13 protein-coding genes are annotated in these 15,050 nt (G+C 53.1%); 5 read left to right on the top strand and 8 right to left on the bottom strand.

Features of this window, described 5'->3' with window-relative positions; all coding sequences use genetic code 11:
• Nucleotides 1-135: 135 nt before the first annotated feature.
• Complete coding sequence (gene yeiB / locus ACMYSL_RS09505; protein WP_434662379.1) at nt 136-1,293, bottom strand: DUF418 domain-containing protein YeiB; 1,158 nt, start codon at nt 1,291-1,293, stop codon at nt 136-138.
• A 15-nt stretch (nt 1,294-1,308) separates the two neighbouring features.
• Complete coding sequence (gene folE, locus ACMYSL_RS09500; RefSeq protein ID WP_110272395.1) at nt 1,309-1,977, bottom strand: GTP cyclohydrolase I FolE; 669 nt, start codon at nt 1,975-1,977, stop codon at nt 1,309-1,311.
• A gap of 368 nt (nt 1,978-2,345) precedes the next feature.
• Between folE and fghA the strand changes: the two genes are divergently transcribed.
• Both fghA and ACMYSL_RS09490 read left to right on the top strand, forming a co-directional pair.
• Nucleotides 2,346-3,182 (top strand): S-formylglutathione hydrolase, encoded by an 837-nt coding sequence (gene fghA, locus ACMYSL_RS09495; RefSeq protein ID WP_434662375.1) that lies wholly within the window; start codon nt 2,346-2,348, stop codon nt 3,180-3,182.
• Between the two features lie 336 nt (nt 3,183-3,518).
• The gene (locus ACMYSL_RS09490) at nt 3,519-3,635 is read left to right on the top strand and encodes a Hok/Gef family protein (RefSeq protein WP_434663993.1); all 117 of its coding nucleotides are present in this window, start codon (nt 3,519-3,521) and stop codon (nt 3,633-3,635) included.
• 118 nt (nt 3,636-3,753) lie between these two features.
• On the opposite strand, the gene cirA is transcribed toward ACMYSL_RS09490, so the two are convergent.
• The 3 genes from cirA to yieE all read right to left on the bottom strand — a co-directional run bounded on the left by cirA (nt 3,754) and on the right by yieE (nt 8,515).
• Complete coding sequence (gene cirA, locus ACMYSL_RS09485) at nt 3,754-5,727, bottom strand: catecholate siderophore receptor CirA (protein ID WP_182239965.1); 1,974 nt, start codon at nt 5,725-5,727, stop codon at nt 3,754-3,756.
• A 302-nt stretch (nt 5,728-6,029) separates the two neighbouring features.
• Nucleotides 6,030-7,499 (bottom strand): amino acid permease, encoded by a 1,470-nt coding sequence (locus tag ACMYSL_RS09480; protein WP_304260602.1) that lies wholly within the window; start codon nt 7,497-7,499, stop codon nt 6,030-6,032.
• 149 nt (nt 7,500-7,648) lie between these two features.
• A complete protein-coding gene (gene yieE / locus ACMYSL_RS09475; RefSeq protein ID WP_434662372.1) occupies nt 7,649-8,515 on the bottom strand; it encodes a DNA-binding transcriptional regulator YeiE in 867 nt (288 codons plus the stop codon).
• A 179-nt stretch (nt 8,516-8,694) separates the two neighbouring features.
• Here yieE and ACMYSL_RS09470 point away from each other — a divergent pair, with 179 nt between their 5' ends.
• The 3 genes from ACMYSL_RS09470 (at nt 8,695) to ACMYSL_RS09460 (ending at nt 11,788) form a co-directional block, all read left to right on the top strand.
• A complete protein-coding gene (locus ACMYSL_RS09470) occupies nt 8,695-9,744 on the top strand; it encodes a YeiH family protein (protein ID WP_182239970.1) in 1,050 nt (349 codons plus the stop codon).
• A 96-nt stretch (nt 9,745-9,840) separates the two neighbouring features.
• Nucleotides 9,841-10,698 (top strand): deoxyribonuclease IV, encoded by an 858-nt coding sequence (gene nfo, locus ACMYSL_RS09465; RefSeq protein WP_434662370.1) that lies wholly within the window; start codon nt 9,841-9,843, stop codon nt 10,696-10,698.
• A 1-nt stretch (nt 10,699) separates the two neighbouring features.
• Nucleotides 10,700-11,788: a sugar kinase gene (locus ACMYSL_RS09460; protein ID WP_434662367.1), complete on the top strand. Its 1,089-nt coding sequence runs from the start codon at nt 10,700-10,702 to the stop codon at nt 11,786-11,788.
• 34 nt (nt 11,789-11,822) lie between these two features.
• On the opposite strand, the gene ACMYSL_RS09455 is transcribed toward ACMYSL_RS09460, so the two are convergent.
• From ACMYSL_RS09455 to ACMYSL_RS09445, 3 genes are all read right to left on the bottom strand, one after another.
• The gene (locus tag ACMYSL_RS09455) at nt 11,823-13,073 is read right to left on the bottom strand and encodes a NupC/NupG family nucleoside CNT transporter (protein WP_182207393.1); all 1,251 of its coding nucleotides are present in this window, start codon (nt 13,071-13,073) and stop codon (nt 11,823-11,825) included.
• Between the two features lie 96 nt (nt 13,074-13,169).
• Complete coding sequence (locus tag ACMYSL_RS09450; protein WP_434662364.1) at nt 13,170-14,105, bottom strand: pseudouridine-5'-phosphate glycosidase; 936 nt, start codon at nt 14,103-14,105, stop codon at nt 13,170-13,172.
• On the bottom strand, nt 14,098-15,033 hold the full coding sequence (locus ACMYSL_RS09445) for a pseudouridine kinase (RefSeq protein ID WP_110272377.1): 936 nt from the start codon (nt 15,031-15,033) through the stop codon (nt 14,098-14,100). The genes ACMYSL_RS09450 and ACMYSL_RS09445 overlap by 8 nt, the downstream gene beginning before the upstream one ends.
• Between the last annotated feature and the right edge of the window lie 17 nt (nt 15,034-15,050).

Here is a 15,050-nt window from a genome sequence, read left to right as displayed (position 1 = left end):
TTGCAGTACGTCACACTCACCTCCTGTGTTCAGCAAGGTGGCTATTCTGGCAGCGACGCGCTGCACGCTACGTGAGTGATGTCACAAGGATGGAAACGGTTACATCCATTTTGTTAATGATTGTGATCCAGATCGTTATCTTGATGTATCTTTTAATGATGTCCCTGACGCACGCAGGGTTAATTGACGCCATAGCCACTCAACGGGGCCCTGACGGAAATGACGCAGCCAAAGCCACGAGAAGATAAGATTTACCGCCCACACCGGCGGCACGAAGGCTAACAGCTGTAAGCGGTCAAACTTCATAAACAGGCCAAAGCGGTAAAACAGCGTAGTGCAAATCAGCGTTTGCAAAAGGTAATTGCTGAGCGCTATGCGCCCAACGCAGGCTATTGCCCCCACCAGCCGCAGTTTACACAGCTGCGGCCAAAAGCCCCAGACCAGCGCCGCGTAGCCAATGGTTTGCAGCGGCGCGCTCAGCTCGCGAGGCGCCTGTAACAAGAATGCACACCAGCGGTAGTCCCAGCCAAGATGCCACTGGGCAAGAATAGAGGGCAAATTGACCGCCATTCCGGCAGCAATCAACAGCGCGCCAGTACGACGGTAGTGACGAAGGCTGAACTGCCCTTTGAGCCAACCGCTGCGCATCAGCGCCGCCCCCATCAGCATCATGCCCGCCAGCTGCCAGCCGTACTGCGCACCCAGCGCCAGCAGGTTGTCCGACAGCATATCGGCACGGTTGCTCACCGCTTCAAAACCGCCCTTCAGCTTCCAGAACTGCTCATACTGCAAATTCGCGGCATCGGGCATCCACGAACGATTGGGCGTATTGCCGGAAATCAGTCCCAGCAGCAGAAGCACCGCAATGCCGATGACGTACAGCACCACGCCGGTATTAAAGAGGGATTTAACATCATGGGCGTCGCGCACCATCCGCCAGCTCACCAGTCCCACCAAAGCGTAGGCCAGCAGAATATCGCCGTCCCAGAAAAACAGACCATGGATGAAGCCGAGCAGCGCCAGCAGCGTCAGGCGCGATTGGATCCAGCGCTTGCCGCGCGGCAGCAGAAGCTGAAGGCCTGCGCCAAATAGCAGTGCGAACAGAGTCAGAAATTTAACCTGCGCAAACAGATCGAGAATTGCCCAGGTCCAGGCGTCACTAGCAGAAATGCTCCCGGACCACGCCGGGTTGAGGTAAGCGGCCTTCGGCAAACCGAAGGCGCTAATATTCAGTAGCAGGATACCGAGGATGGCGACGCCGCGGACAAAGTCCAGCGTGACATTTCTCTCCATGTACCCTGCTCCGTTTTAGTTGTGGTGGCGTACGGCGCGCAGGAACTCCTGGCGGGTATTCTGGCTGGATTTAAACAGGCCGCCCAGCGATGTGGTGGTGGTGGCGCTGGTCGCGTCGCGGATACCGCGCGCTTTTACACAGTAGTGAACCGCATCGATCGAGACCGCGACGTTGCTGGTGCCCAGCAGCGTTTGCAGCGCGGTGAGGATCTGCTGCGTCAGTCGCTCCTGCACCTGCGGGCGCTGGGAGAAAAACTGCACAATACGGTTGATTTTCGACAGGCCAATCACCGAATCTTTCGGGATATAGGCCACCGTCGCTTTACCGTCAATCGTCACAAAATGGTGTTCACAGGTACTGGTCAGGGTGATATCACGCACGGTCACCATTTCATCAACCTGCATCTTATTTTCGATGACGGTGATTTTGGGAAAGCGGGCGTAATCCAGGCCGGAGAAGATCTCATCAACGTACATTTTTGCGATGCGATGCGGCGTCTCCATCAGGCTGTCATCACTTAGATCAAGGTTTAACAGCTGCATAATCTCGGTCATGTGTCCGGCGATCAGACGTTTACGAGTTTCATTATCAATTTCTTGCACTGGCGGACGCAGCGGCGTCTCCAGCCCACGAGCGACCAGCGCTTCATGAACGAGTACGGCTTCTTTACTCAGTGATGACATTTTTGTTCTCCTGCAGGTGTGGCGCTCTTTGCTCTTCTGAGGGCAAAGTTTGTATTCATTGTGCGTGAGGTGACGCACAGAATCCAGTAGCCGCATCGATAATTGTTGAAATTGGCGTCACCTCTCGTTCCACGCCGCCAGACCGGCGTATTCCGATGCGTCACGCAACGCCTTACTCCCATTGCCGCAACCAACACAATACCAGGCACATAGCGCAATTCCTGACGCGATGGCAACTTCAGTATGTTGGTTAAAAGTTGCATTAATGATGCAATACGTTCCGAAAAGGAGAAAGTGAAAGTTACTCACGGGCGAATGAAATATCTGTATTATGGAAAATTACGCGCATAACCCATAAGGAGCCCTGCATGGAACTGCTCGAAGAGCACCGCTGTTATGAAGGTCGGCAGCAACGCTGGCGGCACGACTCCACGACGCTGAACTGCGCCATGACGTTCAGCATCTTTCTCCCCCCATCTCGCACAGATACGCCGCCGCCGGTTCTCTACTGGCTTTCCGGGCTGACCTGTAACGATGAAAACTTTACCACCAAAGCGGGCGCACAGCGGGTCGCCGCCGAACTGGGCATTGCGCTGGTGATGCCGGATACCAGCCCGCGTGGCGATAGCGTTGCTGACGATAGCGCCTACGATCTGGGCAAAGGCGCAGGCTTTTATCTCAATGCCACCCAGGCGCCGTGGTCCGCACATTTTCGCATGTACGATTATCTTCGCGACGAACTGCCGCAACTTATCGCCAGCGAGTTCAAAGTCAGCGAGCGCTGCGCTATCAGCGGGCATTCGATGGGTGGTCACGGCGCGCTGGTTATGGCGTTGAAAAACCCGGGTCGTTTCACCAGCGTGTCGGCTTTCGCGCCAATCGTTAACCCGACTCAGGTTCCATGGGGTAAAAAAGCGTTTACCGCTTATCTGGGAACCGATGAAGCAGCGTGGCAGGCGTGGGATAGCTGCGCCTTAATGCGAGCCAGCCAGGAAGAGAATGCTATCCCAACACTGATTGACCAAGGCGATAGCGATTCATTCCTCGCTGAGCAGTTGCAACCGGCAGTACTGGCGGAAACCGCGCGGCAGAAAAGCTGGCCGTTAACCCTGCGTATTCAGCCCGGTTACGATCACAGCTACTATTTTATTGCCTCATTTATTGAGGATCACCTGCGCTTCCATGCCCAACACCTCTTTAAATAATCTTTTCAATACGCCGTGAAAAACGTTCACGGCGTATTCATATGCAAGATCCCTCACCATCAAATAGTCATAAAAACTAATATATACAGAGAGATAGTGTATTTTCTGGATTCGAGGCGTATGATTTTTAGCGGCGCTTGAGGCTTTCGCCTCATGGCAATATTGAGCTTTATCGCTGTACTGAGGCAGAAAGAAGAAAGCCCCGAAGGTAATATACTCACCCACGAGGCTATCTGCATGCTTAGACAACATCAGGTTAGTCTCTTACCCGCCGAAAGGCAAGGAGAACAAGCCATGAAGGTGCCACACAACGCCCTGATCTGGTGTCTGCTAATCGTGTGTATCACGCTATTAGTTTTCACCCTGATGGTAAGAAAATCGCTCTGCGAAATTCGTTACCGTGATATGAACAGGGAGGTGGCTGCTTTTATGGCTTACGAACCCGGTAAGTAGCAACCTGGAGCGGTGGGATTTCCCACCGCTTTTCAGGCCTGAAGCTGTCCGGCTTCGCCACAAGCGCCTTTAGCGAGGGCTGACAGGGAAACTTGCCAGCCCTCTTTTATTGGCCTAATCAGAAGCGGTAATCGACGGCCATAAAGTAACGGCGGCCTTCTTCGGTGTAACTGTAATCGTCTCTGTTCAGATCTTTATCGCCGACGTTAAGCACGCCGGAGCGCAGTTTGACGTTTTTAGTCACGTTCCACGCCGCACCGATATCAAACATAGTGTAGCCACCCGGCGTTTTGCCCGTAGAGCTGACCGCACGCTGCTCGCCGGTATAGTTGGCGGTCACGTAGAAGGACCAGTCGTCCAGCGGTTTCCAGTCGAGGGTGCCGTTGGCAGTATGGAACGGCAGCGTTTGCAGCGGTTTATCGCCGCCGTTACTCAGGTCGCGACCATCGTTATAGGTGTAGTTCACCGTCAGCTTCCATTCGTCACCAAACGGCACTTTCACTTCGGTTTCAACCCCTTTGATACGGGCCTTATTGACGTTGAAGTAGCGGAAGACCGGCACCCGCTTGCCGTTGACCGTTTTCCAGCCGACAAAGTTCGGGTAGCCCGGCGCTTCGCTAGCGCTGGAGGTACGCAGGATATCAATCATATCATCAACGTTGTTCTGGAAAGTCGTGACGCTCCCTTCTACACCTTCCAGCAAGCCCTCTTCGCCACGGTAGTAAAGACCGAGCTCGAAGCTTTCGCTGGTTTCCGGTTTCAGATCCGGGTTACCGATAATACTGCATGAACCACGGCAGGAGTTGGTGGTCCAGTCTGGATTCAACTGCAGCAGGGATGGCGCTTTGAATGCCGTCGCCCAGCCGCCCTTCACGGTCACGGTATCGGTGGCGGTATAGACCAGGTAAGCACGCGGGCTCCAGTGATCGCCATAAGTCTGGTGATCGTCCATACGAATACCGGTGGTTAACGCCAGCGGCTCGATGATTCGCCATTCATCTTCAAGGAACAGTGCGTACTGGCTGGCGGAGGTAGATTTACCGCCGCTGCTCAGGTTAACCGGATCTTTGAGCTTGTCATGACGCCATTCACCACCGAAGGTCAGGAGCTGGTTAATCATTCCTAGCGGCAGGACGTATTTACCATCTACGGAGTTGCTTTCAGAAGTGATCGTCCCGGCCTGGCCTGGGTTTTTATTATCGACTTTCTCACCGTAGAATTTCAGCTCGCTGTTGCCAACATCCCAGCGGCCATTGTGGCTTAGGGAGTAGTTCTGCCGCTCAAGGCGGTTACGGTCAAGAGAGTCAGAGTCACGATCCTGGCGATCGAAACCGTAGCCCGCGGTAATATCCTGATTGTCCGTTGGGGTCCAGGCAAATTCGACGTTACCGTCGCGGCTGGTGAAGCCTTCAATGCGCGGCGTTTCGCCTGCAGCATTGCTGGAAGCCTGCTGATCGTCTTTGGCGCGTTTCGCCAGGCTGCCGTAAGCTTTCATACCCAGCACGCCGTCAATTAGCGGGCCGCTGGTGAAGAACTGACCGTTATAAGTATCACCGCGATCGCGATGTTCCTGAATGGTGGTGTCAGCGCTCAGGGTACCGGTCCACTGTTGGCCGACTTTTTTGGTGATGATGTTCACCACGCCGCCAAGGGCATCGGAGCCATAAAGTGAAGACATCGGTCCGCGCACAACTTCGATACGTTCAATCGCATCAACCGGGATCCAGTTGAGGTCGAAATCGTTGTGGCGGAACACGGCGTTGCGCGAGTTAACGCGTTTACCGTCAATGAGGATCAGCGTATAGCTGCTATCAAGACCGCGGATACTGACGCCTTTGCGGTTATCCCCTTCGTTAGTAAGCTGCACGCCGGGAACATCTCGCAGAACATCCTTCAGATTCTGAACCGGTTTACGCTGCAAATCCTGTTGGGTGATAACGCTAATACTGGCAGGAGCATCTTTTACGCTCTGTTCAGTTGCCGCAGCGGTGACGACCAGCGTTTCTTCGTTAACGGCGGCAAGCGCCGGAAACGCCAGTGATACGACGGACGCGCATAATCCGGCCCGGACAAAAGGGTTTAACCTGAACATTCCATATCTCCATGAGGTGTACTACAAAACAAACAAAAGGGTGCTGCTCACAGGTACTGTCGGCCTATCGCTCTATCGGCGATATGCGCGTAATTTTTTACAGTAGATGTGGCTGGTCGCCCCTTGTCAGTCTGACCGTCTGCAAGATATGGGGATTGGCTTCATCCTGAATTTGGTGTAAATGATAAGGATAATGATTCCAATTATCAATACAATTATGGAGAAATGTATCAATTTGTAATGGATTCAGACATAAAAAAACCCTCTTAAAAAGAGGGTTTTAACTATTATGGTCGCTCGCCTTAGCCCTTAAAACGCTCCGGGAACTTCATTTCGCTGTAGCGGACAAAACGCGTCCCCTTCGCCAGCTTGTAACCAAACCAGATAACCAGGAACAGCGGAATACCAATATAGGTTGCCGCGACGCCGCCCCAGTCGATGGTGTCTTTAAGGAACGCTTCATAGTTCTGGCCAAGCGTAATAATCAGGCACAGAACAAAGGCGAAGATCGGTCCCAGCGGGAAGAAACCTGAACGATACGGCAAATTATTCAGATCGTGCCCTTGCAGCACGTAGCCACGACGGAAACGATAGTGGCTAATGGCAATCCCCAGCCAGGCAATAAAACCGGTCATCCCGGAGGTGTTCAGCAACCACAGGTAAACGGTCTGATTACCGAACATCGAGCTCAGGAAACACAGTGCCGCAATCACGGTTGTGGCATACAGCGCATTACGCGGCACACCGCCTTTTGACAACTTAGAGAAAATGCGCGGCGCTTTGCCATCACAGGCCAGGGTGTAGAGCATACGCGTGGAGGCATACATCCCGGAGTTACCCGCTGACAGCACCGCCGTCAAAATAACCGCGTTCATAATCGCCGCCGCCGACAGCAGACCCGCATGCTGGAACACCAGCGTAAACGGACTCACGGAAATATCTTTCACGTCGTTACGCAGCAGGCTCGGATCGGTATACGGAATGATCAGGCTGATAATCAAAATCGCAAACACATAGAACAGCAAGATACGCCAGAATACCTGACGCACGGCGCGTGGAATATTCTTCTCCGGGTTTTCTGACTCGCCCGCCGCAATACCGATAAGCTCGGTTCCCTGGAACGAGAAGCCGACGATCATCGCCACGCCAATCATCGCCGAGAAACCACCGGCGAATGGCGCATCGTCAATACCCCAGTTGCTCCAACCTGCGGGCTGTGCCCCTTTAAAGATACCGAGGATCATCATCACGCCGACAATAATAAAGATAATGACGGTGGCGACTTTAATCAGCGAGAACCAGTATTCCGCTTCGCCGAACCCTTTTACCGAGATCCAGTTCAGCAGGAACATGATACCCAGGAACAGCGCGCTCCAGATCCAGCCGGGCGCATCAGGGAACCAGTAGGTCATCACCAGCTGTGAGGCGACGAGGTCAACGGCGATGGTTACCGCCCAGTTGTACCAGTAGTTCCAGCCCAGCGCGAAGCCGAAGCCTTCCTCGACATAATTTTGCCCATAGGTGGCAAAAGAGCCGGATACCGGCATAAACGCCGCCAACTCGCCGAGGCTGGTCATCAGGAAGTAGACCATCAGACCAATAAGAATATAAGAAAGCAGCGCGCCGCCTGGGCCCGCCTGAGATATGGTTGCGCCAGAGGCAACAAAAAGACCTGTACCGATGGAACCGCCAATAGCGATCATGGTCAAGTGGCGCGCCTTCAGTTCACGACGTAAACCGGGCGCTTCTGTGGTTTTAGTATCCGAAACCATGTGAAAATGCTATCCATCCAAAAAACGAGGCGAGATTGTAGCAGAGTGTCTGTGATCCATCCGATACAAATACAAAGTTATAAGAGAGCTTCATGATCGAGCATGGATTATTAGTAAAGCATTAAATCCAGGAAATGCCAGCGCTGGTTCTACACTTCGCAATAATGCAGAAAACGTTGTAATGCCTTAGAAATATGCTTCTGCCGGTGATGAATACGCCACAACGTTCGGGTCAGGCGCGGTAATGGGATAGACAGTTCCACCAGCGATCCCACCTCAAGCTGTTCCGCCACCACTCTTCGTGACAGGCAGCTAATCCCTAAACCATGACGCACCGCATGCTTAATGGCTTCAGAGTTGCCCAACTCCATCCCCAGATGAAACGCCGGTAAATGCGACAATAATAAGTAGTCGACAATTTCTCGGGTTCCGGATCCGTGTTCGCGCAAGATCCACGGCGCTTCCGCCAGCCATTGCAGCGTCACCTCTCCCTCAAGGAGCGGCGAATCTGGCGGTGCGAAAACCACCAGTTCATCTTCCAGCCACGGCTCGGCAATGATATCTGCTGCGTGACAAGGGCCTTCAATCAGCCCGATATCCACTCGCAGATCAGCCACCGCATTAATGACGTCCTGGCTATTCCCCACGCTTAGTTCCAGCGGTAAATCCGGGAGATCGCGTCGATAGCGCGCAATGATTTCCGGCAGAATATAGTTGCCGATGGTGCTGCTGGCGGAAACGCGAATCGCGCCGTTGTCGCCGCGAAACAGCTGTTCTATCTCCAGCGCGCGCTCCAGCAGCGCCAGCGCTCGCGGATAAAGCAGCCTGCCATGTTCATTAACTACCAGTCGCTTGCCGACACGATCAAACAACTGCACGCCCAACTGGCCTTCCAGATCGGTCAACGCCGCGCTGACTGCCGATTGCGAAAGCGCCAGCATTTGCGATGCCTGCGTTGTAGAGCCGCTCTTTAAAACTTCAGCAAAAACTTCCAGCTGTCGTAGCGTGATATGCATAGCCTTTCCTGCCTTCATTTATATACAGCGTGGCTCTCCGATAGCTCGATGTTTGTGGAACAACGCCCAAAACCACGAAACAGCTCGTATACCACTTATTTCGATTAATTATAAATATATAATCAATTTTATATTTAAACCAGCGAGTCGTATGCTTTTCCCAGACAAAGGAGAAGGTTATGACAGCACTCACTTTACCGACTAAACATCGCCCATTGTGGCACTTTGCACCTGGACTGGCGCTGACAGCCGTATTAACTGGCGCTGCACTGTGGGCCGGTAGTTTTCCGGCAATCTCTGGCGCAGGCTTCAGCGCACTCACGCTGGCTATTTTGTTCGGCATGGTGATCGGTAATACGATTTACCCCAAAATATGGCAGTCCTGTGACGGCGGCGTAATCTTTGCCAAACAGCATCTGCTGCGTCTGGGCATTATTTTATACGGCTTTCGCCTGACGTTCGCCCAGATTGCCGATGTTGGCGTGAGCGGTATCGTCATTGACGTTCTGACGCTTTCCAGCACCTTTTTTATCGCCTGTTTTTTAGGGCAAAAGGTTTTCGGCCTGGATAAACATACCAGTTGGCTGATTGGTGCCGGCAGCAGTATCTGCGGCGCAGCAGCGGTACTTGCCACCGAACCGGTGGTGAAAGCGGAAGCCAGTAAAGTCACGGTAGCCGTCGCGACGGTGGTGATTTTCGGGACCATTGCTATCTTCCTCTACCCGGCAATCTACCCTTTCCTAGCGCACTGGTTTACCCCGGAAGCCTACGGCATCTATATGGGTTCCACCATGCATGAAGTTGCCCAGGTTGTGGCAGCCGGTCATGCCGTCAGCCCGGATGCGGAAAACGCAGCGGTCATCGCCAAAATGCTGCGCGTCATGATGCTGGCTCCGTTCCTGCTGTTCCTGGCCGCTCGCGTTAAGCAGTTAACTCCGGCGGGAAGCGGTGAAAAAAGCAAAATCACCATTCCGTGGTTTGCGATCCTGTTTATTGTGGTGGCGGTGTTTAACTCTTTCCACCTGCTGCCGAAAGCGGTTGTCGATATGCTGGTGACTCTGGATACCGTGCTGCTGGCAATGGCGATGGCTGCCCTGGGCCTGACCACTCACGTCAGCGCGCTGAAAAAAGCCGGTGCCAAACCGCTGCTGATGGCGCTAATGCTCTTCGTCTGGCTGATTGTCGGCGGCGGTGCGATTAACCTGGCCATTCACAGCCTGCTGGCCTGACTCCCACTCAATACCGAAGCTTTATTAAGGATGATGTAACTCTCCGGCTAAGCCGCTATCATTACCCTCCAACCAGCGGCTTAACTGGAGTTTTTTATGAAATATATTGGAGCGCACGTCAGCGCCTCCGGCGGAGTGGCCAATGCCGCCATTCGCGCAGCCGAAATCGGCGCGACCGCCTTCGCCCTCTTTACCAAAAACCAGCGCCAGTGGCGCGCCGCTCCGCTGAGCGACGAGACCATTGCTGAATTTAAAGCCGCCTGCGAAAAGTATCATTTCGGACCCGGACAAATTCTGCCCCACGACAGCTATCTGATAAACCTCGGCCACCCGGTTGAGGACGCGCTGGAAAAATCCCGCGATGCCTTTATTGATGAACTCTCCCGTTGTCAGCAGTTGGGCTTGACGTTGCTCAACTTCCATCCGGGTAGTCATTTACAGCAGATCCCCGAAGACCAGTGCCTGGCGCGCATCGCTGAATCCATCAATATCGCGTTGGCAAAAACCGAAGGCGTGACGGCAGTGATTGAAAATACCGCCGGTCAGGGCAGCAATCTGGGCTTTAAGTTTGAGCATCTGGCCGCCATCATCGACGGCGTGGAAGATAAATCCCGCGTGGGCGTGTGCATTGATACCTGCCACGCTTTTGCCGCTGGTTACGACCTGCGTAGCGCCGAAGAGTGTGAGAAAACCTTCGCTGATTTCGAACGCATTGTCGGTTTTCAGTATCTGCGCGGTATGCACCTGAACGATGCGAAAAGCACCTTCGGCAGCCGCGTTGACCGTCACCATAGCCTGGGCGAAGGTAATATCGGTCACGATGCTTTCCGCTGGATAATGCAGGCCCCCCGTTTTGACGGCATCCCGCTAATTCTGGAAACCGTTAACCCGGATATCTGGGCAGAAGAAATCGCCTGGCTGCGGGCCCAGCAAACAGAAGAGGCCGTGGTCTGATATGAACGATAGGGAAAAGCAGATCCTTAAAATGTTGCGGCGTAACCCGCTCATTCAGCAGCACGAGATTGCCGACATTCTGCAGATTAGTCGTTCCCGCGTAGCCGCACACATCATGGATCTCACGCGCAAAGGGGCTATTAAGGGAAAAGGCTACATCCTGACCGAGCAGGAGTATTGCGTCTCTCTGGGTGCGGTCAATATGGATATTCGCGGGATTGCCGATATTCATTATCCGCAGCCGGTTTCAAACCCGGGTAATATCCAGTGTTCCGCTGGCGGCGTAGCGCGCAATATTGCACATAATCTGGCGCTGCTGGGCCGCGATGTGCATTTGATTTCCGCCGTTGGCAGCGATTTTTACGGTGAAACGTTGCTGGAACAAACCCGCCAGGCCGGGGTTAACGTGCAGAGTTGCATCCGCCTTCACGGTCATAATACCGCCACCTATTTATCCATCGCTAATCCACAGGAAGAGACGGTTCTGGCGATCAATGATACCCATATTTTACAGTCGCTTACCCCACAGCTACTCAATCAGTACCGGGATCTGCTGACCCATTCAGGCGTGGTTCTGGTGGACTGTAATTTAACGGAACAGGCGCTGGAGTGGGTATTTACTCTGGCCAACACTATTCCGGTATTTGTTGATACGGTGTCGGAATTTAAAGCGCACCGTATTCGCCCGTGGCTGGCAAAGATCCACACGCTGAAGCCCACGCTGCGTGAATTACAGATCCTCTGGGGACAGACGATCGCCAACGATGCGGATCGCGATCGTGCACTGTCGTGGCTGCACGAACAGGGGACTCAACGCGTTGTCCTTTATGCAGAAGATGACACCATTTTCTGTAGCGAGATCGGAGGTGAACGCTTCCGGATGGGTCTACCGAACCATACGATGGTCGACAGTTTCGGGGCCGATGATGGGTTAATGGCCGGGCTGCTGTATAGCTATCTTGATGGTAGCGATTTTAAAGAGAGCGCCGCTTTTGCCATGGCTTGCACCGCCCTCACCCGCGCCAGTGACAGTATCAACAACCCTTCTTTATCCGTCGATAACGCACTCAATTTACTTTCAGGCGTATAACGCCGTGCACCGCAGAGGCGATGCACGGTTAACGCTATGCGAGTCCAATAAAGAACCCGGCGATGGTCGCGCTCATCAGGTTAGAGAGCGTTGCCGCCGCCAGGGCGCGCATTCCGAGCTGAGCAATTTCTGGCGCGCGCTGAGGGGAAATGGCGGAGAACGCTCCGACCACCACGCCAATTGAGCCAAAGTTAGCAAACCCGCACAGCGCAAACGAGATAATCGCGATGGTCTTCACATCCAGCGTGCCGCCGGTTTGCAGGTAGGGCGAGAAGTTGAGATAGGCGACGAATTCGTTGATCGCCAGTTTCTGCCCAATCAGGCTGCCAGCCAGGGTCGCATCGCTCCAGTCAACGCCCATAATCCACGCCAGAGGCGCAAGGATATAACCGAAGATCCCCTCCAGAGTGGCGTGACCAAAACCAAACCAACCGCCAATTCCACCGATAATGCCGTTCAACAAGGCGATAATCGCCACAAACGCCATGACTACCGTTGCTACCCCTGCGGCAATTTTCAGCCCGGTCATCGCCCCGGATGCCGCCGCTTCGATAATGCTTTTCGGCGGCGTTTCGGTGAAAGAGAGATTCTCAAAAGTCACCTGCGACGCTTCGGTTGCCGGGCTGAGCATACGAGCAAACAGGATCCCACCGGGAATAGCCATCAACGATGCAGCCAACAGGTAGTCGATCGGTACGCCCATACCGGCATAACCAATCATCATCGACCCGGCGATTGAGGCCATCCCGCTACAAATCGCGGTAAACAGTTCGTTGCGGTTAAGCTTGTCGATAAACGGTTTGACGATCGCCGGGATCTCGTTCTGCCCCAGAAAAATGGTGGTCACGGCAACAAACGATTCAATTTTGCTGATATTCAGCGCTTTCTGGAAGATTCCTCCCAAAATGCGGATCAGCAACCCCATCACGCCGAGATAGTAAAGTAGGCTTATCAGCGCGGTAACGAAAATAATGGCCGGCAGAACGCGAAAGGCAAACACAAACCCCGCACCGTCAAACAGCACATCCATTTTCGGGCCAACCAGCGAGCCAAAAATAAACGCGCTCCCGGCATCGCTATAGGACATGACTTTATGTACCCCAAGCGCCGCCTGTTCGACCAGCCATTTACCCGGCGGAAAATAGAGCATCACCCCGCCGATGACGATTTGCAGCAACAGCGCTGCGCCTACTGTTCTGATACTGATGCGTTTTTTATTCACTGACAGCACAAAGGCAATGGCCAGTAACACCACCATCCCCAAAAGACTTCTCATGATGTCCATAATGATATCCTTACCTGGTGGAAAACCCGGCTTCAGGCCAGGTTTTCGGTACATTTGATATCGGGGCGGGCAACCGCAAACAGCCCGCAGTTATCGTTACGCGATCTGCTGATACTCTTTGGCAATCTCGCAGGCCAGGATGGCGTTGTTAAAGACCAGCTGAATATTGGATTTCAGGCTGTCTCCACCGGTCAGTTCCGCGACGCGGGCCAACAGGAACGGCGTACTCTCTTTGCCCACCACGCCCTGCTCTTCGGCTTCTCTTACTGCCTGATCAATGGCGGCGTTGATTTTCGCTTCCGGCATCGCGAACTGCTCAGGGATAGGATTCGCTACCACCATGCCGCCCTTCAGGCTCGACTGCCATTTCACCGCCATCGCTTTGGCGATTTCTTTGGCGCTGTTAAGCCGAATGCTGACGTCAAACGGGCTGGTACGGCAGAAGAATGCCGGGAGCACCGAGGTTTGATAACCAATAAGCGGAACACCGAAAGTTTCTAAATATTCGGTCGTCAGGCCCAGGTCGAGAATAGATTTCGCACCGGCACAAACTACGGTGACATTCGTATTTGCCAGTTCCTGAAGATCGGCGGAAATATCAAATGTTTGCTCCGCTCCACGATGCACACCGCCAATACCGCCGGTGGCAAAGACTTTAATTCCGGCCATCGCTGCGATGATCATGGTGGACGCTACGGTGGTCGCACCATTTAATCCCGCAGCAACCACAAACGGTAAGTCCCGACGGCTAACTTTAGTGACGTTATGCCCTTCACGGCCAAGAAGTTCTATTTCCTCTCGACTTAAACCGACCTTCATTACCCCATGGATAATCGCAATCGTTGCCGGAACGGCCCCCTGCCGACGAATAGTTTCTTCCACTTCCAGCGCCGTTTGCGCATTTTCAGGGAATGGCATACCGTGAGAAATAATGGTTGATTCAAGTGCCACGATTGGCTGGTTATTTTTCAATGCTTGCTGTACTTCCGCAGAGACCTGTAATAATTCAGAGGAAATATTTAATTCAGACATAATCTTTCTCCACTAACTTTTTTACGTTTGCGTAAGATAATTCAGGATTATTGGTAAATTCCGATGAGAGCGCGAGGGAAGAGCACCCTTGAGCGAACTGCACCGCTTGAGAAAATGAACAACCGTCCAGCCAACAGGAAGCAAGACCGGCCATCATGGCATCACCCGCGCCAGTCACATTCACTACCTGGGTTTTCAGCGGTGCCGACCAGCCGTGTTCGCCATCCTTTTCGCTGTAGTAAACGCCATCTCCACCCATGCTCAGTACCAGGCGCTTCAGGCCATGCTGGTGAAACCAATCGGCAACGCGAGCCACATCATCGGTGCCGGACAGCGAGATTCCGCTGAGGGTTTCCGCCTCGATGCGATTCGGTTTCAGGGTATGGATTCGCCCCAGATGTTGGCGAACTTTAACGCATTTCCAGGCGGAAACCGGGTCAACGAAAATGGGCGTTGAACCAGTATTTTCCATCAACCAGGCCAGCGCTGCCTCACTGATATTACAATCAACAACAATCACCGTGGCTTCACAGATAAAGGCCTGATGCTGGCTTAGAAATTCCGCCGTAATATGCTCAGTAATGCTCATATCATTTATCGCCACCAGCATTTCACCGGTATTATCAAGCAACGATAAATAGCTGGATGTGCCCTCCCCTTTGATGACCTGACATTTATCGACATGCACCCCTGATTGTGCAGTCTGAGCCAGCAAAGAATGGCCATAAAAATCATCGCCAACGACGGATAATAACCATGAAGATTTATTCAATAAGGCAATATTTTGCGCTATGTTTCTACCTACCCCACCGGGCGTATACTTTATTTTTCCAGGATTTGAATCAGCATAGTTCAGCGACATATTAGAATAACCAGCAACATCCATATTTGCTGAACCAATAATCACAACATAATCATTTTCAGGCATATAAATACCTCCAGCAC

It is taken from the genome of Klebsiella sp. MISC125 (genome assembly GCF_051131775.1).
Classification (GTDB): Bacteria; Pseudomonadota; Gammaproteobacteria; order Enterobacterales; family Enterobacteriaceae; genus Klebsiella.
The sequence above is the reverse complement of the archived record's forward strand: the minus strand, read 5'-3'. Positions and strand labels throughout refer to the sequence as shown.

What these genes read in the sequence shown, in the direction of transcription:
- ACMYSL_RS09455 (WP_182207393.1), bottom strand. Translation starts at nt 13,073, where the DNA reads ATGGACATCATGAGAAGTCTTTTGGGGATGGTGGTGTTACTGGCCATT.
- folE (WP_110272395.1), bottom strand. Translation starts at nt 1,977, where the DNA reads ATGTCATCACTGAGTAAAGAAGCCGTACTCGTTCATGAAGCGCTGGTC.
- yieE (WP_434662372.1), bottom strand. Translation starts at nt 8,515, where the DNA reads ATGCATATCACGCTACGACAGCTGGAAGTTTTTGCTGAAGTTTTAAAG.
- ACMYSL_RS09450 (WP_434662364.1), bottom strand. Translation starts at nt 14,105, where the DNA reads ATGTCTGAATTAAATATTTCCTCTGAATTATTACAGGTCTCTGCGGAA.
- yeiB (WP_434662379.1), bottom strand. Translation starts at nt 1,293, where the DNA reads ATGGAGAGAAATGTCACGCTGGACTTTGTCCGCGGCGTCGCCATCCTC.
- cirA (WP_182239965.1), bottom strand. Translation starts at nt 5,727, where the DNA reads ATGTTCAGGTTAAACCCTTTTGTCCGGGCCGGATTATGCGCGTCCGTC.
- ACMYSL_RS09460 (WP_434662367.1), top strand. Translation starts at nt 10,700, where the DNA reads ATGAACGATAGGGAAAAGCAGATCCTTAAAATGTTGCGGCGTAACCCG.
- ACMYSL_RS09445 (WP_110272377.1), bottom strand. Translation starts at nt 15,033, where the DNA reads ATGCCTGAAAATGATTATGTTGTGATTATTGGTTCAGCAAATATGGAT.
- fghA (WP_434662375.1), top strand. Translation starts at nt 2,346, where the DNA reads ATGGAACTGCTCGAAGAGCACCGCTGTTATGAAGGTCGGCAGCAACGC.
- ACMYSL_RS09470 (WP_182239970.1), top strand. Translation starts at nt 8,695, where the DNA reads ATGACAGCACTCACTTTACCGACTAAACATCGCCCATTGTGGCACTTT.
- nfo (WP_434662370.1), top strand. Translation starts at nt 9,841, where the DNA reads ATGAAATATATTGGAGCGCACGTCAGCGCCTCCGGCGGAGTGGCCAAT.
- ACMYSL_RS09480 (WP_304260602.1), bottom strand. Translation starts at nt 7,499, where the DNA reads ATGGTTTCGGATACTAAAACCACAGAAGCGCCCGGTTTACGTCGTGAA.